Origin of the sequence: Micromonospora sp. II, assembly GCF_001709195.1 — a bacterium.
Lineage (GTDB): Bacteria > Actinomycetota > Actinomycetes > Mycobacteriales > Micromonosporaceae > Micromonospora > Micromonospora chalcea.
In genome coordinates, this window is the sequence record NZ_LYXF01000078.1 from 221,271 (window position 1) to 241,431 (window position 20,161).

Annotated in this window: 21 protein-coding genes and 1 pseudogene; 12 read left to right on the forward strand and 10 right to left on the reverse strand. The window is 72.2% G+C overall.

The genetic code is table 11. From position 1 onward, the window contains the following. Nucleotides 1-14: 14 nt before the first annotated feature. Together A8711_RS29430 and A8711_RS29435 are read right to left on the reverse strand one after the other, a co-directional pair. Nucleotides 15-3,245 (reverse strand): Ig-like domain-containing protein, encoded by a 3,231-nt coding sequence (locus A8711_RS29430; RefSeq protein WP_069089974.1) that lies wholly within the window; start codon nt 3,243-3,245, stop codon nt 15-17. 209 nt (nt 3,246-3,454) lie between these two features. Further along, nucleotides 3,455-4,009 (reverse strand): winged helix-turn-helix domain-containing protein, encoded by a 555-nt coding sequence (locus A8711_RS29435; RefSeq protein ID WP_064447446.1) that lies wholly within the window; start codon nt 4,007-4,009, stop codon nt 3,455-3,457. A gap of 261 nt (nt 4,010-4,270) precedes the next feature. Between A8711_RS29435 and A8711_RS29440 the strand changes: the two genes are divergently transcribed. Then, nucleotides 4,271-8,671 carry a S8 family serine peptidase gene (locus A8711_RS29440; RefSeq protein ID WP_069089975.1) on the forward strand — a complete coding sequence of 1,467 codons (4,401 nt, stop codon included), beginning with the start codon at nt 4,271-4,273 and terminating at the stop codon, nt 8,669-8,671. Nucleotides 8,672-8,864: 193 nt separating this feature from the next. Here the strand turns inward: A8711_RS29440 and A8711_RS29445 are convergent, their stop codons facing one another. Further along, the gene (locus A8711_RS29445) at nt 8,865-9,398 is read right to left on the reverse strand and encodes a winged helix-turn-helix domain-containing protein (RefSeq protein WP_069089976.1); all 534 of its coding nucleotides are present in this window, start codon (nt 9,396-9,398) and stop codon (nt 8,865-8,867) included. Nucleotides 9,399-9,662: 264 nt separating this feature from the next. Between A8711_RS29445 and A8711_RS33015 the strand changes: the two are divergent. Beyond that, nucleotides 9,663-9,851 (forward strand): annotated as a pseudogene (locus tag A8711_RS33015) (hypothetical protein); the annotation flags it as partial. A 30-nt stretch (nt 9,852-9,881) separates the two neighbouring features. Here A8711_RS33015 and A8711_RS29450 read toward each other — a convergent pair. Continuing rightward, nucleotides 9,882-10,916 (reverse strand): sigma-70 family RNA polymerase sigma factor, encoded by a 1,035-nt coding sequence (locus A8711_RS29450; RefSeq protein ID WP_064447444.1) that lies wholly within the window; start codon nt 10,914-10,916, stop codon nt 9,882-9,884. A 95-nt stretch (nt 10,917-11,011) separates the two neighbouring features. Here A8711_RS29450 and A8711_RS29455 point away from each other — a divergent pair, with 95 nt between their 5' ends. Both A8711_RS29455 and A8711_RS29460 read left to right on the forward strand, forming a co-directional pair. Continuing rightward, nucleotides 11,012-11,839: an alpha/beta fold hydrolase gene (locus A8711_RS29455; RefSeq protein ID WP_069089977.1), complete on the forward strand. Its 828-nt coding sequence runs from the start codon at nt 11,012-11,014 to the stop codon at nt 11,837-11,839. A gap of 68 nt (nt 11,840-11,907) precedes the next feature. Next, nucleotides 11,908-12,135 carry a hypothetical protein gene (locus tag A8711_RS29460; RefSeq protein ID WP_043330397.1) on the forward strand — a complete coding sequence of 76 codons (228 nt, stop codon included), beginning with the start codon at nt 11,908-11,910 and terminating at the stop codon, nt 12,133-12,135. 48 nt (nt 12,136-12,183) lie between these two features. Here A8711_RS29460 and surE read toward each other — a convergent pair whose 3' ends face one another. Genes surE through A8711_RS29475 form a run of 3 tightly spaced genes read right to left on the reverse strand, consistent with a single transcriptional unit; the run spans nt 12,184 to nt 14,200 of the window. Next, nucleotides 12,184-13,014, reverse strand: coding sequence for a 5'/3'-nucleotidase SurE (gene surE, locus A8711_RS29465; RefSeq protein WP_069090042.1), 831 nt, complete (start codon nt 13,012-13,014; stop codon nt 12,184-12,186). Next, on the reverse strand, nt 13,004-13,945 hold the full coding sequence (locus A8711_RS29470; RefSeq protein ID WP_233607735.1) for a 1-phosphofructokinase family hexose kinase: 942 nt from the start codon (nt 13,943-13,945) through the stop codon (nt 13,004-13,006). Before A8711_RS29470 ends, surE begins: the two co-directional genes overlap by 11 nt. A gap of 42 nt (nt 13,946-13,987) precedes the next feature. Beyond that, entirely contained in the window at nt 13,988-14,200 is a 213-nt protein-coding gene (locus A8711_RS29475; protein WP_043325155.1) for a hypothetical protein, read from the reverse strand. A gap of 178 nt (nt 14,201-14,378) precedes the next feature. Between A8711_RS29475 and A8711_RS29480 the strand changes: the two genes are divergently transcribed. Beyond that, a complete protein-coding gene (locus A8711_RS29480; RefSeq protein ID WP_064447441.1) occupies nt 14,379-15,083 on the forward strand; it encodes a hypothetical protein in 705 nt (234 codons plus the stop codon). Between the two features lie 9 nt (nt 15,084-15,092). Here the strand turns inward: A8711_RS29480 and A8711_RS29485 are convergent, their stop codons facing one another. Continuing rightward, the gene (locus A8711_RS29485; protein WP_043325157.1) at nt 15,093-15,281 is read right to left on the reverse strand and encodes a hypothetical protein; all 189 of its coding nucleotides are present in this window, start codon (nt 15,279-15,281) and stop codon (nt 15,093-15,095) included. Between the two features lie 67 nt (nt 15,282-15,348). Between A8711_RS29485 and A8711_RS29490 the strand changes: the two genes are divergently transcribed. Next, nucleotides 15,349-15,630 (forward strand): hypothetical protein, encoded by a 282-nt coding sequence (locus tag A8711_RS29490; RefSeq protein ID WP_069089978.1) that lies wholly within the window; start codon nt 15,349-15,351, stop codon nt 15,628-15,630. 9 nt (nt 15,631-15,639) lie between these two features. Here A8711_RS29490 and A8711_RS29495 read toward each other — a convergent pair whose 3' ends face one another. Next, nucleotides 15,640-16,179 carry a hypothetical protein gene (locus A8711_RS29495; RefSeq protein ID WP_069089979.1) on the reverse strand — a complete coding sequence of 180 codons (540 nt, stop codon included), beginning with the start codon at nt 16,177-16,179 and terminating at the stop codon, nt 15,640-15,642. Nucleotides 16,180-16,234: 55 nt separating this feature from the next. Next, a complete protein-coding gene (locus A8711_RS29500) occupies nt 16,235-17,179 on the reverse strand; it encodes an FAD-dependent oxidoreductase (protein ID WP_069089980.1) in 945 nt (314 codons plus the stop codon). 147 nt (nt 17,180-17,326) lie between these two features. Here A8711_RS29500 and A8711_RS29505 point away from each other — a divergent pair, with 147 nt between their 5' ends. The 6 genes from A8711_RS29505 to A8711_RS29530 are packed head-to-tail and all read left to right on the forward strand — an operon-like array spanning nt 17,327 to nt 20,159. Then, entirely contained in the window at nt 17,327-17,740 is a 414-nt protein-coding gene (locus A8711_RS29505) for a YbaB/EbfC family nucleoid-associated protein (RefSeq protein ID WP_043325160.1), read from the forward strand. Continuing rightward, nucleotides 17,737-18,066: a hypothetical protein gene (locus A8711_RS29510; protein WP_043325161.1), complete on the forward strand. Its 330-nt coding sequence runs from the start codon at nt 17,737-17,739 to the stop codon at nt 18,064-18,066. Before A8711_RS29505 ends, A8711_RS29510 begins: the two co-directional genes overlap by 4 nt. A 3-nt stretch (nt 18,067-18,069) precedes the next feature. Beyond that, nucleotides 18,070-18,564, forward strand: a complete 495-nt coding sequence (locus A8711_RS29515) for a hypothetical protein (protein ID WP_043325162.1) — start codon at nt 18,070-18,072, stop codon at nt 18,562-18,564. Next, nucleotides 18,557-19,084 (forward strand): hypothetical protein, encoded by a 528-nt coding sequence (locus tag A8711_RS29520; RefSeq protein WP_043325163.1) that lies wholly within the window; start codon nt 18,557-18,559, stop codon nt 19,082-19,084. Before A8711_RS29515 ends, A8711_RS29520 begins: the two co-directional genes overlap by 8 nt. Beyond that, on the forward strand, nt 19,081-19,626 hold the full coding sequence (locus A8711_RS29525) for an SUKH-4 family immunity protein (RefSeq protein WP_069089981.1): 546 nt from the start codon (nt 19,081-19,083) through the stop codon (nt 19,624-19,626). Before A8711_RS29520 ends, A8711_RS29525 begins: the two co-directional genes overlap by 4 nt. Continuing rightward, nucleotides 19,623-20,159 carry an SUKH-4 family immunity protein gene (locus A8711_RS29530; protein ID WP_069089982.1) on the forward strand — a complete coding sequence of 179 codons (537 nt, stop codon included), beginning with the start codon at nt 19,623-19,625 and terminating at the stop codon, nt 20,157-20,159. Before A8711_RS29525 ends, A8711_RS29530 begins: the two co-directional genes overlap by 4 nt. Nucleotides 20,160-20,161 lie beyond the last annotated feature (2 nt).

Below are 20,161 nucleotides of genomic sequence, written 5' to 3' on the forward strand. Positions count from 1 at the left end.
GCGAGGCCGTCCGGTCAGTCGGTGACGGTCACCGTGACGGTACGAGGCGGCTGCTGGTACTGCCCCCGGTTGTCCATACCGCGGATCGTCACCGTGTACGTGCCGGCCGGGATCACCGGCGACGTGTACGCGAAGTTCGACCCCGGCGAGCCCGGGCTGGTGAGGAACGTGGCGATCCACGGCCAGCTGCTCGGCGCGCCCGCCCGGCCGAACGTGCCGGCCGAGTTCATGCCCTGCCCGGCGCTGTTGCCGATCTGCACCTCGACCTTCTGCATCCCGCCGTCGTCCACGGCCCGGCCGGTGATCACGATCCGGCCGCCGGTGTACGCCTGGCCCTCGACCGGCGTGATGCTCGGCTCCAGCGTCGGGTCGGTGTCACCCGGGTAGACCAGGTAGCGGGCGGTCGCGCCGCTTGTCGAGTTGTCCTGCTGACCGGCGGTGTCCACGGCCCACGCCTCGACGCTGTACGTGCCCCGGGTGGGCAGGTCGATCGAGAGCGTGAACGCGGTGCTGGTCGCGCCGGGCGAGGCGAGCGTCGCGTCGACAGTGGCGAACGCGGCGGCCATGGTGCCGTTTGGTTGCACGTACCGGCCGGTGTCGAGGTCGCGCAGCGCGATCCGGACCGCCCGTACCCCCTTGTCGTCGGTGGCGGTGCCGACCAGGTCCAGGTGCAGCTGGTCGATGTCCTGGTTGGTGCCGGTGAAGCTGAGCAACCCGTTGGGGAAGGCGTCGCCGGGCACCTGAGCGGTGACGGTGAGACGGCCCATGTTGTTGCTGGAGGTGGTCAGGCCGAGCTTGTCGGTGGCGCGTACCCGGAAGTCGTAGACGCCCGGGGTCAGCGGCACGGTGGTGAACGACCAGTCGAACGTCGCGGCGTCGAGGTTGGTCGGGGAGATCCGGTGGTAGCCGGCGACCGAGTCGGCGCCCCACGTGCCGTCGGTGGCGAGCGCCTCGCGGGTGGTGTTGTTGCGCAGGTAGATCTCCACCGACTTGAGCGCGTCGTCGTCGTTCGCCGTGCCGGCGAACGTGATCGTGCCGCCGGGCGCGACGGTGAGCGGCGCCGGGTTGCCGGGCGGGGTCATCGCCACCGGCGAGGTGATCGCCACGGTCGGCGGTACGCCGTTGGCGGAGACGGTCCAGTCGCGGGTGTCGCCGCGCAGGTCGCTCTGCCCGGTGGTGTCGACGGCGGTGGCGGTCATCTTCCACTGCCCCTCGGTGGGCAGCGTGACCTCGTACTGCCAGGTGGTGGACGTCGCGCCGATCACGTCCGGCTCGCCGCGGAACGTGTTGTAGACGGCGGCGACGGTGCCGTCGTCCTGCAGGTACCTGTTGTCCGGCGTGCGGAACGAGTAGATCAGCGAGTTGACACCCTTGTCGTCGGTGGCGGTGCCGGAGGCCACGAACGTCTGCGTGGCGAGCAGGCCGGCCGACGGTGAGCTGATCCGGGTCGACGGCGGCAGGTCGTCGAAGCGGAACGTCTCGATCTTCTTGACCGCCTTTGTGGTGTCGCCGGCCCCGTTGCGGTCGAACGTCTTGGCCTGCAACTGGTAGACGCCGGCCGGCAGCGTCACCGGCAGGCTCCACGTGGTGGAGGTGGCGTTCGGCGCGGCGAGCGTCGTGTTGATCGCCTTGAACGCGCCCCAGGTGGTCATGTCGGCCTGGAGGTACTTGCCACTGTTGCGGTCCTGGATCTCCAGCTGGACGCGGGCCACTCCGGCCGGGGCGAGCGCCTGGCCGCTGATGGTGAACTCCTCGCCGGCCGGCTTCACCGCGCCCTCGATCGGCGTGGTGACTGTGGTGTCCAGCGGCGTGGGCGCGGGCTCCTTGGAGAGGTCGAAGAAGGCCACCCGGCCGGTGGTCTTGCCGCCCTTGACGTTGCCGTCACCGCCGACGAGCAGGCCGCGCGAGGTGGCGATCATCGCCTTCTCGCCCTCGTACGAGTTGGAGCCGGGGTTCCACTCCAGCGCGGTGCCGGTGAGCGGGTCCAGCGCGCCGAGGTGGTCGCGGCGGACCACCTGGTCGCCGAGGCCGTAGCCGCTGAGTCCCTGGCCGGTGCCGTAGCCGACGTTGTCCAGGCCGGGCCACGGCACGTTCGACGTGGGCGACTCCTGCCAGCTGAAGTGCCCGCCGACGTAGACGGCGGTGTCGGTGATCGCGACCGAGTAGATGCTGTCGAAGTGCCGGGAGATCCAGAGCGGCTCGACGTGGTCGTTCCCGGTCAGCGGGTACGCGATGGCGGTGTCGTTGATCGGCGGCCGGTCGCCGCCGGAGCCGCTGGTGACCACGAAGTACGAGTCGTCCGGCGCGATGTCACCGGCGAAGACGCGCTGGATGCCGCCGACGAAGGAGAGGTTGTCCTCCCACAGCCGGGTACGCCAGGGCAGCAGCGCCTTGCTGGCCGTACCGATCAGGGCCACGCCGTAGCGGTCCTGGCCGGCGATCTGGCGGCCGGTGTGCACGACCAGCAGCTTGCTGCGGTCGTGGGTGAGCTTGAGCTGCTGCACGGTGAGCATGCCGCCGACGCCGATGCCGCCGGTCAGCGGCAGGTTGAAGCCGGTGTCGACGGCGCCCGTGGTGGGGTTGAGGGCGGCCAGGCCGCTGCGGCTGACCCCGTTGACGGTCGCGAACTGACCGCCGACGTAGACCGCGTTGCCGCTCACCGCGAGCGCGGTGGCCCGCGCGTTGGCGGTGGCGGTGAACGCGGCGATCGGCGCGCCGGTGGTCGGGTTCAGCCGGGCGATCTTGCGCTTCGTGACGCCGTTGATCGTGTTGAACGTGCCGGCGATGTAGAGCGACGAGCCGTCCGGTGACGCCTCCACCGCGGTGACCGCCCCGTCGATGACCGGCTTGAACGCGGTGTCCACCTTGCCGGTGTCCAGGTTGTACGACGCCAGGGACTTCTGCGCGATCGCGGACCCGCCGACGTTCGCGATCGAGGTGAACGTGCCGGCGATGAAGACCCGGTTGCCGATCACCTCGATGTCGGTGATCTCGCCGTTGGTGATCCGCGGCGTGTCGGTGCGGGGCGTGGTCGGCATCAGCCGGGTGTCCCCGGGGGTGACCAGCGCCCGGGTGGCGGTGGTACGCGCGGCGCCGAGCGCGGCGCTGCTCCCGGTCGCCTGGGCGCCGGTCCGGCCGGCCGCGCCGGCGTCCCGCACGACGACGGTGCCGGCGAGCGCCGGTACGCCCACCACCACGACCGCGCCGGCGGCGATGACCGCCACCGCGCGACTCCAAACTCGCATCGAGATGACTCTCCCTGTCCGCCGGGACGGCCCCCCTCGGGTGATTCCCGGGTCCCTCCGTCCGCGTGCCGGACGCCACCGTAGGAGGCAAAGACATTTCGCGATACGTGCCGCACCGGTAATCGACCGGTCGCCATCAATTCCGGCCACACCGGCAGGCCCGCTCCTCCGATCGGACCACGGGTTCAGCCGTCCGGCCGCCGCGGCGTTCAGTCGCCCCGCACCCGGGGGTGGCGGTGGTCGGTGAGCCGCAGGCCGACACCGCGTACCGCCGCGATGGTGACGCCGGTGCCCAGCTCGTCGAGCTTGCGTCGCAACCGCTTCACCAGGGACTGCACGTCGGCCCGGCCGTGCGTCGGCGCGTCGCGCCAGACCGCCCGGTGCAGCTCGGCGTAGCTCCACACCCGTACCGGCTCGGCGGTCAGGCAGGTCAGCAGGTCGCGCTCCAGCCGGGTCAGGGCGGTCTCGCGGTCGCCCCACCGGGCGGTGGAGCGCGCTGCGTCGATCACCAGCGCGCCGTCCGGCGCGGGCTTCGGCTCGGGTACGGGCGGACCCGGCGCGCCGGCCGGGTCCGGCGCGTCCGCTGTGATCAACTCGCGCAGCTCGTCCAGATCGGCGACCATCAACAGGGGCGCGACGCCGTCGAGCAGCTCGGTCAGCCGCAGCCGTTCGGCCGGGGACGACGTCACGCCGATGACGAGCGAGAAGGGCCGCTCCGGCGGCTCGGTGCCGGAGTTCGCCGCGTTCGTGCCGTCAGTCGTCACCGCGCCCCACCGTGACAAAAACTGTCAACAAGCCATCCGGTCCGGGGGCCTGTTGGTGACATGTTGCTCACGTACGGTCATTGATCGTTCCCTCATGTCGATCATAGTGTCCATTCAGGTGACCGGCGTAGACCCGCACGGACACCTAGGGGGCCTGGGGGGTTCTGGTAATACCGGTGCGACCAGTCGGGAGAGCGCGTCTCCTGGCCCTTCTGCCATGGCTCGATCATCAGCGGGTCATCGGAACAGGAGGCAGCACCGATGCTGAGACGTCCACACAGATGGGGCCCGGCCCGGCGGCTGGTGAGCGCGGGCGCCGCCCTGGTGCTCGCCGCGACCGCGCTGGCCGCCACCGGCACTGGAGCACAGGCCGGCACGGCTACCGGCGCGTCGGCCGGCGACAAGATCCGCCCCGAACTCACCCGGCAGCTGGAGGGCAAGAGCGAGGGCGACTTCTGGATCCACTTCTCGGGCAAGGCGGACCTGGGCAAGGCCGCCGCGATCAAGGACTGGAACGAGCGCGGCGCCGCCGTCGCGGCGGCGCTGAAGAAGACCGCCGCGGAGAGCCAGGCCAAGATCCGCGCCGAGCTGGACCGCTCGGGCACGAAGTACCAGAGCTTCTGGGCCACCAACGCCATCAAGGTCACCGACGGCTCGCTGACCATGGCGCAGAATTTCGCCGCCCACTCCGAGGTGGACGGCCTGTACGCGCCGATCGAGTACAAGCTCCCCGAGACCACCCCGGGCACCGACGAGAAGTCGGCGAACGCGCTGGAGTGGGGCATCGCCAACATCAACGCCGACGACGTCTGGTCCCAGTACGGCGTCAAGGGCGCCGGCATCACRGTGGCCAGCATCGACAGCGGCGTCCAGTTCGACCACCCGGCGCTGGTGAACTCGTACCGCGGCAACAACGGTGACGGCACCTTCGACCACAACTACAACTGGTTCGACGCGGCCGACGAGTGCGCCACCGCCCCGTGCGACTCCGACGGCCACGGCACGCACACCATGGGCACCATGGCCGGCGCCGACGGGGCCAACCAGATCGGTGTCGCCCCCGAGGTCAAGTGGATCGCCGCGAACGGGTGCTGCCCGTCCGACGCCGCGCTGGTCTCCTCCGGCCAGTGGATGCTGGAGCCCACCGACCTCAACGGGCAGAACCCGGACGCCAGCAAGCGGCCGAACATCATCAACAACTCGTGGGGCACCAGGACGCCGTCGAACGAGCCGTTCATGGAGGACGTCACGAACGCCTGGACCGCGTCCGGCATCTTCGGCGTCTGGTCCAACGGCAACAACGGCCCGTCCTGCCAGACCAGCGGCTCGCCGGGCAGCCTGGCCAGCAACTACTCGGCCGGCGCGTACGACGTCAACAACAACATCGCCAGCTTCTCGTCCCGGGGCACCGGGCAGAACGGCGAGATCAAGCCGAACATCTCGGCGCCCGGCGTCAACGTGCGCTCCAGCGTGCCGACCAACTCGTACGCCAGCATCAGCGGCACCTCGATGGCGGCGCCGCACCTGGCCGGCGCGATCGCGCTGCTCTGGTCGGCGGCGCCCACCCTGGTCGGCGACGTCCCGGCGACCCGCGCGCTGCTCGACGACGCGGCGATCGACAAGGGTGACACCCAGTGCGGCGGCACCACCGACGACAACAACGTCTACGGCGAGGGCCGGCTGGACGCGCTCGCGCTGCTCGCCGCCGCCCCGATCGGGGACAACGGCACGCTGGCCGGCAAGGTCACCGACGCCGCCACCGGCGCGGGCATCGCCGGCGCCACCGTCACGCTGTCCGGCGCGGCGGACCGCACGCTGACCACCGGCGCCGACGGCACGTACTCCTCGCTGCTGCCGGCCGGCGACTACCAGGTCGTCGTCTCCACCTTCGGGTACGCCACGCGCACGCTGTCCGCGACCGTCACCGCGAACACGACCACCACGCTTGACGTCGCGCTCACCGCGGTGCCGAGCGTGACGGTCAGCGGGCAGGTCACCGACGGGTCCGGGCACGGCTGGCCGCTGTACGCGAAGGTGAGCGTCGAGGGCACGCCGATCTCCGACTACACCACGCCCACCACCGGCCGCTACAGCCTGTCGCTGCCGTCCGGGGCGACCTACCGGCTCACTGTCGAGCCGCAGTACGCCGGCTACCTGACCACCACCAAGGAGGTCACCGTCGGCTCGGGCAACGCCGTCGCCAACATCGCGGTGCAGGCGAACCCCGAGGCGTGCACCACCGCCCCCGGCTACACCGTCAGCTCCGACGGCGAGTACGAGACGTTCGACGGCACGGGCGTGCCGGACGGCTGGACCGTGGTGGACAACGCCGGCACCGGCCAGGTCTGGGAGTTCACCGACGCCGGTGAGCGCGGCAACCTGACCGGCGGCAGCGGCAACTTCGCCATCATCGACAGCGACAACTACGGCAGCGGCGGGCAGCAGGACACCTCGCTGGTCAGCCCGGTGGTCGACCTCACCGGCGTGACCACGCCGGTGATCCGGTTCAACCAGGACTACAACTGGCTCAACAGCGACCGCGCGGACGTCGACCTGAGCCTCGACGGCGGCACCACGTGGAGCAACGTGCTGCGGCAGGCGGCCGACGTGCGCGGCCCGCGGGTGACCGAGGTGCCGATCCCGCAGGCGGCCGGCCAGTCGCAGGTGCGGGTGCGCTTCCACTACTACGAGGCCAGCTGGGAATGGTGGTGGCAGGTCGACAACGTCCTCATCGGCAGCACGCTCGTCTGCAAGCCGGTCAAGGGCGGCCTGGTGCTCGGCCACGTCCGCGACAAGAACGACAACAGCTACGTCAACGGCGCCACGGTGACCAGCAAGGACCGCCCGGCGGAGAAGGCCACCACGGTGGCCACGCCTGATGACACCGAACTGCCCGACGGCTTCTACTGGATGTTCTCGTCGCTGACCGGCAAGCACCCGTTCACCGCCGGCGCGGGCAACTACGTGAGCCAGACCAAGCAGGTCACGGTCGAGGAGGACTGGGCCACCGCGGCCAACTTCCAGCTCGCCGCCGGCCGGCTGTCGGTGAAGCCGGCCTCGATCACCGGCACGGCCCGGATGCCCAGCGGGAAGGTCAGCAAGACGTTCACCGTGACGAACACCGGCGGGGCGCCGGTCAACGCCGAGTTCAGTGAGCGCGACGGCGGGTTCGTGCTGCAACGGGCCGACGGTTCCCAGTTGTCCCAGCAGGCGCTGCTCGGCTCGACCGGCGCGCCGGTCCAGCGGCTGACCGCCGCCACCTCGTTCGCGGCCCGCTCGTCCGGCAAGTCGTCCACCGGCATCGGCGCGGCGGCGGCCCCGCAGGCGGACCCGTGGACCACCATCCCGGGCTACCCGTCGAACGTGATGGACAACCGGGTCGTCAGCGTCGACGGCAAGATCTACTCCATCGCCGGTGGCGACGGCACCACGTCGAGCGCCAAGAACTACCGGTACGACCCGATCGCCCAGGCGTGGACCGGCATCGCCGACCTGCCCGGCGCGCGTAACGCCATGACGGTCGGGGTGATCGACGGGAAGATCGTCGCCACCGGTGGCTGGGGCGCCGCCGGACCGGACGCCGCCACCTTCTCGTACGACCCGGCGGCGAACACCTGGACCCGCAAGGCCGACAACCCGGCGCCGCGCTCGGCGGCCGGCCAGGCGGTCGCGGGCGGCAAGTTGTACGCGATCGGCGGCTGCACCACCGCGAGCTGCACGCCGATGTCCAACTCGGTTGTCCGCTACGACCCGGGCGCGGACGCCTGGGAGACGCTGCCCGCGTACCCGAAGTCGGTGGCGTTCCTGTCCTGCGGCGGGATCGACGGCATCGTCTACTGCACCGGCGGCAACGACGGCACCACGTCGCAGAAGGCCGGGTACGCCTTCGACCCGTCCGCGAACGCCTGGACCGCCATCCCGGACGCGCCGGCCGACAGCTGGGCCTCCTCGTACGCGGTGGCGAACGGCAAGCTGCTGGTCGTCGGCGGGTCGCAGGGCGGCGCCATCACCAACGCCGGCTTCGCCTTCGACCCGGCGACCAACTCGTGGGCGAACCTGCCCAACGCCAACACCCCCCGTTACCGGGGCGGCGCGGCCTGCGGGTTCTACAAGATCGGCGGCTCGTCGGGCAGCTTCACGGCCACCAAGGACAGCGAGGTCCTGCCCGGCTTCTCCGAGTGCTCGGAGGCCGCCGCCGACGTGAGCTGGCTGACCGTCGACAAGTCGAAGGTCACGCTGGCGCCCGGTGAGAAGGTCACCGTCACCCTCACGATGACGGCGAACGTCGACCAGCCGGGCACGTACTCGGCGTCGGTGGCGATCAAGGAGGACACCCCGTACACCGTGGAGCCGGTGGCGGTGACCATGATCGCGCAGCCGCCGAACACCTGGGGCAAGCTGTCCGGCACGGTCTCCGGCAAGAGCTGCCAGGGCGCGACGGCGCCGCTGGCGGGCGTGACCGTGCAGGTCGACTCCTGGGCGAACTCCTACACCTTCACCACCGACGCCCAGGGCCGGTACGCCTACTGGATGGACCGGCGCAACAACCCCCTCACGCTGATCGTCGCGAAGGACGGCTGGAAGCCCCAGACGCGCCAAACGAAGATCAACAGCAGCACGCCCACGGTGGAGGACTTCACCCTCTCCCCCACCCGCTGCTGACCCGAAACACACATGAGTCGGCCCGCCCGGTGCCCCGCACCGGGCGGGCCGCCCCACGCCACCCCCCTCTCCCCCGCGATCTTGCACTTACCGCCCCGGCAAGGCGCACAAAAGCCCCACCCGAGAGGCCGCAAGTGCAAGATCAGCGGCGCGGGGCGCGGGCGGGGCGCGGGCAGGGCGAGGGAGGGCGGGGTCAGGGTGGGGTCAGGCGGAAGCCGACGCCTCGGACGGCGTGGATGGTGGCGGGGACGTTGAGGCGGGCGAGCTTGCGCCGGATGCGGCGTACCACCGAGTGCATGTCCGAGCCCCGCCCCAGGTGGTCGTTGCCCCAGACCGCGCGGTGCAGCCGGGCGTACGTCCACACCTGACCGGGCGTGCCGGCCAGGCAGACCAGCAGGTCGTGCTCCAGCGGCGTCAACCCGACCTCGCGCTCCCGCCAGCGCAGCACCCGCCGGTCGGAGTCGACACCCAGCTCCAGCCCGGACGACGGGACGGAGGACGCGCCGGACGACGGAGCGGGCGACTCACCGGCGGGCTGCGGCCGGGACGGCGGCGGGCCGGACGGCGGCGGGCCGGACGGACGACGGACCAGGTCGAGGAAGCGGCGGGCCTGGTGGACGCTGGAGACGATCAGGAACGCCTCGGTGCCGCCGAGCAGCTGGGCGAGCTGCCGTCGCTCGGCCGACGAGGACGCGACGCCGATGACCAAGGACGGCATCCCTGTCATCCGTTCCCACCTTTCCGGCAGGTTGAACCGCAACGCCGGGCGGTCGCCAGGCACGACGATGCGGGGCACCTGGCTTGCGGAGTTCGACCCGAGGGGTGCGGGGAGCTGCGGTTTCGTGAGGCTTCGGGGTGAACTACCGGGATCATATAGCCGAGCACCGATGATTGGTATAGCAGTTAACGTCGATGTAACTGCACGCGGTTCGGCACGCGCGTACCGATGAGAGCCGGGACGTACGCCGGTCCAATGCGTGTGATCACGCACATGCTCTCCCTGGCCGGCGGGACGCCGACCCGCGCGGACATCGCCGCCCGCTGCGCCGAACTGGCCGAGGCGCTGCGCGGCCGAGACCGGGGCGTGGTGGTGTGCGACGTGTCCGCTGTCGCCGCGCCCGACCTGGTCACGGTCGAGGTGCTGGCGCGGCTGCGCCTGACCGCGCGCCGCTTCGGCTGGGGGCTGGAGGTACGCGGGGCGGGCGACGACCTACGCGAGCTGGCCGGCCTGCTCGGGCTGGCCGGCGCCCTCCTCCAGCCGGTCGGGCAGCCCGAACAGCGGGAACAGGCGGTCGACGTCGAGGAAGTTGTTGAGCGACGTGATCCGGCCGCCGGAGACGCCGATGACGATCAGCGCCCACGGCACATGTCCTGAGCCGTCGGGGTCACGCCGGTAGTGCCCGAACGCGGGCATTCCGTTGGCGGCCGTCGGCACCAGCCGGGACCCGCGGCAGCCGCTGCCGGTGCCGGCCATCCAGTCCGCGATGTGCGCGGGGCCGCGCAGCCACAGCGGCAGCGGCGGCATCGACAGCGTCGCGTCCTCGTGCAGCAGCGCGGTCAGCGCCGTCAGGTCGTACGCCTCGAACGCGCGCACGTAGCGGGCGAGCAGCGCCTGCTGCTCCTCGTCGAGCGGACGGCGCGCGTCGGCCTCGGTGTCGGCCGAGGCGAGCGTGGCCCGCGCCCGCTGCAGCGCGCTGTTGACGCTCGCCACCGACGTGTCCAGCAGATCGGCGACCTCCTGGGCGGACCAGGCGAGCACCTCGCGCAGGATCAGCACGGCCCGCTGCTTCGGCGGCAGGTGCTGCAACGCCGCGACGAACGCCAGCCGCACCGACTCGCGGCCGGCGACCACCTCGGCCGGGTCGGCGACCTCGGGCAGGACCCGGTCGTCGGGCGCCGGGCCGACCCAGATCTGCTCCGGGCGCGGCTCGCCGGGATGGGTGGCCGTGCCGACGCCCGCCGGGCCGAGGTCCATCGGCCGGACCCGGCGCTGCGCGCTGGTAGCCATGCTGAGGCAGACGTTCGTGGCGATCCGGTAGAGCCAGGTCCGCAGCGCGGACCGCCCCTCGAACTTGTCGAAGTTGCGCCAGGCCCGGACGAAGGTGTCCTGCACCGCGTCCTCGGCTTCGAAGGCCGAACCCAGCATCCGGTAGCAGTAGCCGGTCAGCTCCGACCGGTACGCCTCTAGTTGTGCCTCGACGGGAACGCTCGCCACCTCGCTCACCCGGCTGAAACTAGCCCACATGCTGCATGAACGCGAGTACCCCGGGCGCGCGGCGATGAGTACGCCCCGTTCGCCCGGTCCACCGGTGGTCAGGTCAGCACACCCGAGGAGCACCGATGACCACCACGCAGCGCGACGAGACCCACGCCCCCGGGCGGTACGCCGACGTCAACGGCGTACGCCTCTACCACGAGACACACGGCAGCGGACGGCCGATGATCCTGCTGCACGGCGGCCTCACCTCGGGCGAGATGTTCGCGCCGATCCTGCCCGTGCTCACCGCGAAACACCAGGTCGTCGTGGTGGACCTGCAGGGGCACGGCCGCACCGCCGACGTGGACCGGCCGCTCGACATGGCGCTGATGGCCGACGACGTCGCCGCGCTGATCGACCACCTCGGGCTGGACCGGCCGGACGTGGTCGGCTTCTCCCTCGGCGGCGGCGTCGCCCTGCACGTCGGTTTCCGGCACCCGGAGAAGATCGGCCGGCTGGTCGCCGCGTCCGCGCACATCCGCCGCGACGCCGTCTACCCGGACATGCTGGCGCAGCAGGGTCAGGTCAACGCCGCGGCGGCCGAGTACCTGAAGGACACCCCGATGTACGAGCTGTACCAGCGGGTCGCGCCGCGTCCGGAGGACTTCCCCCGGCTGCTCGACAAGATCGGCGAGGCGATGCGGAAGGACTTCGACCTCGCCGACCAGGTGCGTGCCCTGCGGGTGCCGACGCTCGTGGTCGCCGCCGACGCCGACATGGCCCCGCCGAGCCACTTCGTGGAGGTGTTCGAGCTGCTCGACGGCGGCCGGCGCGACGGCGGCTGGACCGGCGAGGGCCGCCCGGCGGGCGGGCACGCGCTGGCGATCCTGCCCGGCCTGACCCACTACGACATCGACCAGTCGCCGCTGTTCGCCGCGGTCACCCTGGACTTCCTCGACCGGGGCCGCTGACCCACGCGCGTGTGCCGCGTCCCGTACCGGGGTACCGCTGAGTCAGGAACACCGGTGAGGAGGACGAGATGACCGACCCCAGGTACGCACCGATCGGGCTGGCCACCGCCGGGCAACTGGTCCCCGACGACGGACAGACCGGCGGCGGTGAGGTCGTCGGCGCCGACGACGCGGCTGCCGACGCCGCCCGGGCCGGCGCCGACGTGGACCTGTCCGGGGCCGACCGCGACAGCGACGGCACCCCGGTGGGCGCCGCCGACGCCGAGGCCGACCGGCGGCGCGCCGCCGGCGAGTGACGCTCTCCGCCCCGCCACCCGCACGAGGTGGCGGGGCGGAGCCGTCCCTCACCGGTCGACCGGCAGTTCGACGTCGGGCAGGTGCCCGAGCGCCCGGATCGCGGTGACGGCGGCGTACCCGTCGGCCAGCCAGGCGATGTCGGTGCCGGGGACCGCGCGGACCGCGTTCTCCTCCACCGCCGTACGCACGAACCCCTCGCCACGCTCGGCGACCGACACCTGCACCTGACCGAACGGCGCGAGTGTCGCCTGCCGCAGCCCGGCCACCTGATCGGCCGGCAGGTCGGGCACGTTGAGGTTGAGCACCGTGCCCGGGTCCGCCTCGGCCAGCCAGGGCAGCAGCGTCGCGGCCAGCTCGGCGGCGGTCGCCCAGTGGCGGGACTCGTCGTCCACGCTGTCCAGCACCGCTATCGCCGCGCCACCGCTGCCCGCGCTCGCCGCCGCCGGGGTGAGCACGTCGAGCGACACGGCCAGCGCGCGGATGCCGTTGTTGCCGGCGGTCAGAGCCGCGCCGACGGTGCCGGAGTGCAGGACCGCGTGGCCGGCGTTGGCGCCCCGGTTGATGCCGGACAGCAGCAGGTCCGGCACCGGCCCGAACACGCCGAGCCCGGCCAGCACCGCGATGTACGCGGGTGAGGCCGCCACCGCGTACGCGGGCACGTCGGGCAGGCCGTCCAGCTCGGTCTCGCCGAACACCAGCCGCCCGTCCTCGGTCACCGCGGACAGCGCCGCGCTCATCCCGCTCGCCTCGTGCCGCGGCGCGGCGACCACCACGTCCAACCCACGTTCGTACGCGGCCCGGGCCAGCGCGCGGATGCCGGGGGCGTGCACGCCGTCGTCGTTCGTCACCAGCACCCGGGGTGGCCGGTCAGCCGTCATCGTCGCCACCGTCCAGCGGGGTCAGCCGCACCCGGCCGGCCAGTTCCCGTACCGCCTCGGCCCGGCCGGTGCCCAGCCCGTGCCGGGTCACGTTGAGCGCGCCCGCGGCGGCCCCGACGTGCAGCGCCTCCCGCATGTCGCCGCCCCGGGCCAGCACCGCCGCCACCCCGGCGGTCATCGAGTCACCGGCGCCCCGGTGGTCGGCCAGCTCCAGCGGCGGGGCGTGCACCAGCAGCGCCTCGCCGTCCTCCGGCAGCGCCAGCGCGGGCTCCCCGGCCCGGCTGATCAGCACCGTCCGCGCGCCCCGATCCTGGCAGCGCCGGCCGGCGTCGCGCAGCGCCTCCACGCTGTCGTCCTTGGCCAGGCCGTCGTCGAGCAGTTCCTCGTGGCTGACCTTCAGCACGCTCACCCCGCCGCCGAGCACCGCCTCCAGGTACGGCCCGGACAGGTCGGCCACCACGGTTCCGCCGTTGGCGCTCAGGTCGGCGGCGAGCCGCCGGTAGATGTCCGGGTCCACCACACCCGGGTCGGCCGGTCCGCTGAGCACGCTCACCGGGGCACGCAGCCCTTCGGTGAGCGTCACCGTGTACAGCTCGTCGATGTCGTGCCGCACCATCGGCACGCCCGGGTTCTCGGCGATCTCGGTCCGCTCGCCGTCCCGCCGGTCGTGCACGTACCAGCCGGTGCCGGACTCGCGCCGCACCATCCGTACCGTGACGTCCTCGTCGTCGAGCAGCTTGCGGACCGCGTCGCCGACCTCGCCGCCGAGGCCTACGCACATGGTCACCGGCACGCCGAGCGCGGCGATCATCCGGCTCTGCCACACGCCCTGCCCGCCCGGGTGCAGATGCAGCTCGGTCGCTTCGCCCTGCTGCTCGATCGTCACCGTCAACAGCGGGGCCGGGGCGAACACCATCACCTTCTGGTCCATCCGCCAGTGTTGCCCGCTGACCGGCCCCGGTAATCCCCCAGGTCAGCGCGGGCGCGCGACGGCGCGGCGACGCCGCAGGTACGGCAGCGCGAACAGGTAGAGGCCGCTGATCAGGAGCAGGGCGAGCGGCAGCAGCGGCACGTAGGAGACCCACACGATCGGGTCCTTCTGCGCCAGCGCCACGAAGGTGATCACGACGGTCACGGTGAAGGCGACAGAGAGCCAGCGGTGCAGTTGGCGGATGCGCGTATCCATTGATGCCTACCTCCCGGCGGTGGCCTCCCCGGCGGGGAGGCCCGTGCCGGAAACGCTAGGTCGGGGCGCCCGCCCAGGGCTTCTCGATTCCTGACCGGTCCGCGCCGCCGCACGCACGGGACCCTTTGCCCGGCCGCCCTACCCTGCCGACAGAGCAGCCGAGCCACGGGGGGCAGGCATGCAGATCATCGAACACAGCGTCATCGGCACCCGCTCCGCCGTGCTCCGGCTACGCCGGCCCGGCAGCCGGCTGGAGTTCCTGGTGTTCCCGATGCTCCACGTGGCGAGCCCGGCGTTCTACGCAGCGGTCACGAAGCGGCTCCGCGAATGCGACCTGCTCGTCGTCGAGGGCGTCAGCGGCCGGTCGGTGGTCGGCTCGGCGTTGACACTCACCTACCGGGCCATGCCGGCCAACCGGCGCTCCGGCCTGGTGACGGACCCCATCCCGTACGCGTCCCTCGGCGTCGAGGTGCTCAACCCGGACGTGTCGGCCGCGGAGTTCGCCGAGGGCTGGCGGGCGATGCCGCTGCGGTACCGCCTCCAGATGTGGCTGGTGATCCCGTTCGTGACGGTGATGCAGTTCTTCGGCGGCACCCGGCGTCTGCTCTCACCGGAGATCGAGGTGAACGACCTGCCGTCGGCCACCGACGAGCGGTACGCCGACCACGAGTTCACCGAGCACGCCGAGCGCGCGTTCGGCGGCGAACGCGACGAGCGGCTGCTCGCCGCGTTGTCCGAGCTGATCCGTACCCGGTCCTCCGAGCGCATCGACGTGGCGGTCGTGTACGGCGCCGGGCACGTGCCGGCGATCGTGCGCGGGCTCTTCGAGCTGCACGGATACCGTCCCCGCGCAGCCGAATGGCTCACCGTTCTGGAGCGGTGAGCCGGACGCTCAGTCGGCGGCCAGCTCCGGCCGGTGCTCCTTGATCCACTCCTGGACATCCGACTTCAACCAGACCTTGCCCTGCACGAGGTCGGCCACCGGCTCCGGGAAGTTGCGGTTACTGGTGATCACGTAGACCCGCTGCTTGCTGATGCCGCCCAGCATCACGCGAATCTCGGCTGCGCCCACCAGCTCCATACGCCGGACGCTAGACAGTTGACCTGGCTCCTTGACTCGGGTCAACGCCTCGGTCACCGTATGGGGTATGCCGACATCCTCGCCGCCGGGCCGCCCGCCCAGAACGATCCGGCCGCACGTGGCGATCCGGCCGCTGTGGCTCTGCCGGGTCTGCGCCGGCCCGTGGCCGTGCCAGCCCGCGCGCCTGTTGTTGCTGCTGGAATACCGGCGGGACCGGGTGGCGCTGTCGATCTACATGGCGACATGCCTGTTCGACGCCGCCGCCGACCTGCTGAGACTCAACCCCGATCCGGGTCCGCGTCCCGACGAACTGTTCCACCGGTTCGTCGCGTGGACGAGACACACCTGAGCGGACAGGTCACTCTCGTCCCGCCGGGCCCGCTGACCAGTCGTCCACCCGCATCCGCGACGGCGACCTCGCTGTCTCAGAGCGCCGCACGAACCCGGCGACGGCGAGCGCGCTCATCGTGGTGGCCACGGCAGCGGCGAGCACCAGGAGGGTGGTCTCCACCTGCACCGTGCGCATGTACTCGCCGCCGTTCGCGCTGGCCGACGCGTAGCGCACGGCCGCGAGCGGGTTGAGCAGCACCGCGGCGATGCCGGCGGTCCAGGCCGCCCTCGGTAGCCGCTCGTCGCCGGGACGGACGGTCCGCCGGGCGACCCAGCAGCCGAGGGCCGCGAACGTGACGAGCAGCGTGACCGGCAGCAGCCAGAGCACGGCGGGCAGCAGGTCGCGGAGGGGCACCACGGCGTCGAGCAGCTCCACCGGGAAACTGGCGCCGTCGTGGGTCACCACGCCGATCCGGTGGCGGTAGGCCGCGAGCGCGACCAGCGTGCAGCCGATGTGGACGGCGATCAGGGCGACGAGGGCGGACAGTGCGGCGCGGCGGGCGGACACCGGGCCGAGGCTACCGCCCGCGCGCTCCGGCGGGGGGCCGCCCGCACCGCGGCGGTCAGACACTCAGGGCGAGATCGGCGACCTCGGCCGCGCAGCCCCAGGACAGCGTCACCCCGGCGCCGCCGTGGCCGTACGCGTGCACCAGCCGCCCGTCCGCCGGGTCGATCTCGACCCGGGGGCCGCCGTGCCGGGCCGGCCGCAGCCCGATCCGCTCCCCCAGCACCGGCGCGTCCGCGAGTTGCGGCACCAGCGCCACGCACCGGCGGCGGATCGCCGCCGCCTCCTCCGGGTCGGGACGGGTGTGCCACACCCCCGCCTCGTAGGTGCCGCCGAGCACCACGTCGTGGCGGCGCGGATGCACGTACGTGATGCCGGCCGGGTCGCTCTCGTCGCGAACCGAGACGGTCAGGCCGGGGTTCGCCACCAGCACGACGTGCCCGCGCGCCGGGTACACGGCCGGGTCGGCGGCGAGCCGCCCGGCGGCCAGGCCGGTCGCGTTGACCACGACCGGCGCGACCTCGTACGCCTCGGCGAGCGTGCCCAGCGCACGGCGGACGACCCGGCCGCCGCCCGACTCCAGGCGCTCCCGCAGCCAGGTGAGGTACGGGGTCATCTCCACCGACGGGGCGGTGAACCGCAGCAGCGCGGTGTACGGCGGCTCCGCCGGCTCGGCCGTCAGGTCGCCGCAGGCATCGGCCCACCAGGGCGGCCCGGCGTAGCGGTGGCGCAACCACATCCGGGTGGGCCGGTCGACCACCCCCGGCACGCCGTCGGCCGCCTGGCGGCGCAGCTCGGCGTGGGTGTCCCGGGCCCAGCGCAGCACCCGTGGGTCCTCGTCGGTGTGGCTCGGGTACCAGACGGCGGCGGCCACGGTGGACACCGTGTCGGCCGGGTCGTGGGCGGTCAGCACGGTGACCCGGGCACCCCGCCGCTGGAGCGTGAGCGCTGTCGTCAGCCCGACGACCCCGCCGCCGACCACCACCACGTCCGCCTCGGTCATGTTCCGCTCCCGTCGCCCGTACCCGTGTGTTCCTGCCGATGGTGGCCGCCCGGACGCCCGGTGTCCAAGACGGATCGGGCGGCGCACGGGACAAATCGCTTTGTCCGTCTCGGTTACGCTCGTGGCGTTTGGCCTTGGGGAGGTCTCATGAGTGCGGATCCTTCGATGAGCGGCGACTTCACCCGCATGCTCGACGCGACGATGGCGGCACTTCGGACGGTGGGTCCGCCGCCGGCGGACGAGCCGGAGACACCGGCGGTCGGCGAGGCCGCCGACGGGCAGGTCCGCGCCGAGATGGGACGCGACGGCAAGCTCCACGCGCTGCACGTCGAGCCGCGGCTGATGCGGCTCGGCTCCGAGGAGCTGACCGCGCACATCGTCAGCGCGGTGAACGCGGCGATCGACGGGCTGCGTACCGGCGAGAATCCGCAGGTCGCGGACATGTCGCAGTTGCGGGAGCAGTTGCAGGAGGTACGGGACACCGCCGTTCCCCGCCTCGGGTCGTTCCTCGATGCGCTGACCGAGGCGCAGGAGCGGATGGCACGCGGCGGGCAGCGATGAGCGGCGGCGGCTTCGAGGTGCACCCGCCGCTGATCCGGGCCGCCGGGCGGGGCGTCACCGACGCGGCCAAGCGGTTCACCGGCGAGCTGGAGGCGTTCGAGGCACGGATGCAGGGCTACGGCGAGCCGTGGGGCGCCGACGACATCGGGTCGCTCATCGGCATCGCCTACACCGAGGTGGCGAACTACATCTTCGACTGCGTCGGCATGGCCGCCGACGAGTTCACCGCAGCCGGCGCCGACATCGCCGGGATGGCCGACTCGTACGAGCGGGTCGACGAGGACGGCGCGGGCGCCATGCGTTCGCTGGCCGGCGGGCTGGGCTGAGCCGTGGGACTGCAACTACCGGGTGAGCTGGTCACCGCGCTCGGCTGGATCGGCTACACCTGGCCGGCCGCCGACGAGGAGAAGCTCTTCGAGATGGGCCAGGCGTGGCTGGAGTTCGGCGGCCGGATCGGGGCGGCGGCCGGCGCGGCGGACGCGGCTGCCGCGCAGGTGTGGACGCAGAACGTCGGTCCGGCGATCGCGGCGTTCCAGAAGTGGTGGGGCGGGGAGCAGAACGGGCCGGTCGTGCTGCACGACAGCATGCCCGCGGCGATGCTGCTCGGCGCCGGGCTGATCATCTGCGCGGCGATCGTCCTGGCGCTGAAGATCGCGGTGATCGTGCAGCTCGCCATCCTCGCGTTCGAGGTCGCCCAGGCGATCGCCACCGCCGTGGTCACGTTCGGCGCCTCGCTGGCCGAGATCCCGATCTTCCAGATCATCACCCGGGAGATCGTCGGCGCGCTCATCGACCAGGTCATCGGAAGACTGCTCGATGCCTAGCCCGAGGCGCGGCCGGGGCGCCGCCGCGAAACCGGCGGCCGGCAAGATCGTCCGCAAGGCGGTCGAGAAGCTGGAGAAGCCGATCGTCCGGGTCACCGGGCCCAACCGGAGCCTGCCGACGAAGGTCGTCCGGGTGCAGCGCCGGGACTTCCACGCCACCGCCCAGTTCCGGCGCAAGATGGCCGCGCTGAAGAAGCTCAGCGACGACGGCAAGCTCTACAAGGCCACCAACCCGGTGGCCCGCGACAAGAACCTCACCGACGGGTACAAGGACCGGATCCGCCAGAAGATCTGGGACAAGTACTGGCCGCACGACAAGGACCTCGCCAACCGGCTCAGTCAACGGCTCAGCGACTACCACCCCGACCACGTGTGGGAACTGCAGCTCGGCGGGCCGGACACCGTCGACAACCTCAAGCTGCTGCATGGTAGAACCAACACGGACATCGGCTCCCAGATCTGGGGGCAGATCCAGAATCTGCCGGACGGAACCCCGATCCGAATAGAGGTAGTGGATTGACTTCCGATCTCGCGCAGCTTCTCGCCGAACTCCGCGCCGACCTGGCCGCGGACGAGCCGGCCAGTCTCGCGTACGGGCAGATCGGCGACCCGGCCGACGAGGGCGACGTGCCGGCGGAGCTGCCGGACGTCGTCCGCGAGTTCCTGCTCGTGGCCGACGGGCTGCGGGCCGGCGCGTTCGAGCTGGCCTCGACCGGCCGGCTGCCCGGTGTCCAGTACTTCCTCGACTACGCGCCCGACTTCTCCCCCATCGGCCAGGACAAGGGCGGCTGGCTGGTCGTCGGCACACGCAGCGACGAGCCGATCTTCCTGGAGCGCGCCACCGGCGCGGTCTGGTACTTCCCGCCGACCGGCACCGAGTGGTTCATGGGCGACAGTTTCGAGGAACTGGCGCCCGACCTCGACTCGTTCGTGCACTACTACGTGCTCGGCCCCGGCTACGCCGAGCTGGTCACCGACGACGACGGGTGGTACGCGTTCCTCGACCGGCAGGGCCTGCTCGACGAGGCCGAAGCCGAGGACGAGGACGAGGCGCAGCCGTGACAGTCACCCGCGAGCAGCTCACCGCGCTGTGGGGTGAGCGGGGCGTCATCTACTTCCCCGACCAGCGTTTCGACGCGATCCTCGGGCCGCTCGGGCCGGAGGTGTTCCCGCCCGACGGCACGCTTCCGGTCGAGGTGCCGATCCTGTTCACAGTGGACGTCTCGGTCCCCGACGTCGAGCTGTTCTCCACGCTGTCGATCGAGCTGGGCGACCAGGGCCCCCGCCCGTACGTCGTGCTCGGCTCCGCGCCGGAGGACCCGGCGCTGCTGTTCTGCCTGGACGCGGGCACCGGCGCGGTGATCCTGCTCGACCTGGAGACACCGAACCTGGAGACGGTGAACAGCACGTTCGCCGCGTTCGTGGAGTTCCTCTACCGGCTCGGCCAGCTCATCGCCACCGACCCCGGCGGGCGGGAACGGGCCGCCCGCGCGGCGGCGATCCGCGACGACCTGCGTCCGGTCGACCCGGTCGCGTTCGCCGAGCCGGAGTCGTGGTGGAACATGGCCTTCGACGAGCTGGAGTCGACCGCCTGAGG

Bases quoted from the DNA above. Each gene is read 5' to 3' on its own strand.
- A8711_RS29430 (WP_069089974.1), bottom strand. From the start codon at position 3,245: ATGCGAGTTTGGAGTCGCGCGGTGGCGGTCATCGCCGCCGGCGCGGTC.
- A8711_RS29445 (WP_069089976.1), bottom strand. From the start codon at position 9,398: ATGACAGGGATGCCGTCCTTGGTCATCGGCGTCGCGTCCTCGTCGGCC.
- A8711_RS29450 (WP_064447444.1), bottom strand. From the start codon at position 10,916: ATGTGGGCTAGTTTCAGCCGGGTGAGCGAGGTGGCGAGCGTTCCCGTC.
- A8711_RS29455 (WP_069089977.1), top strand. From the start codon at position 11,012: ATGACCACCACGCAGCGCGACGAGACCCACGCCCCCGGGCGGTACGCC.
- A8711_RS29460 (WP_043330397.1), top strand. From the start codon at position 11,908: ATGACCGACCCCAGGTACGCACCGATCGGGCTGGCCACCGCCGGGCAA.
- surE (WP_069090042.1), bottom strand. From the start codon at position 13,014: ATGACGGCTGACCGGCCACCCCGGGTGCTGGTGACGAACGACGACGGC.
- A8711_RS29470 (WP_233607735.1), bottom strand. From the start codon at position 13,945: ATGGACCAGAAGGTGATGGTGTTCGCCCCGGCCCCGCTGTTGACGGTG.
- A8711_RS29475 (WP_043325155.1), bottom strand. From the start codon at position 14,200: ATGGATACGCGCATCCGCCAACTGCACCGCTGGCTCTCTGTCGCCTTC.
- A8711_RS29480 (WP_064447441.1), top strand. From the start codon at position 14,379: ATGCAGATCATCGAACACAGCGTCATCGGCACCCGCTCCGCCGTGCTC.
- A8711_RS29485 (WP_043325157.1), bottom strand. From the start codon at position 15,281: ATGGAGCTGGTGGGCGCAGCCGAGATTCGCGTGATGCTGGGCGGCATC.
- A8711_RS29490 (WP_069089978.1), top strand. From the start codon at position 15,349: ATGCCGACATCCTCGCCGCCGGGCCGCCCGCCCAGAACGATCCGGCCG.
- A8711_RS29500 (WP_069089980.1), bottom strand. From the start codon at position 17,179: ATGACCGAGGCGGACGTGGTGGTGGTCGGCGGCGGGGTCGTCGGGCTG.
- A8711_RS29505 (WP_043325160.1), top strand. From the start codon at position 17,327: ATGAGTGCGGATCCTTCGATGAGCGGCGACTTCACCCGCATGCTCGAC.
- A8711_RS29510 (WP_043325161.1), top strand. From the start codon at position 17,737: ATGAGCGGCGGCGGCTTCGAGGTGCACCCGCCGCTGATCCGGGCCGCC.
- A8711_RS29520 (WP_043325163.1), top strand. From the start codon at position 18,557: ATGCCTAGCCCGAGGCGCGGCCGGGGCGCCGCCGCGAAACCGGCGGCC.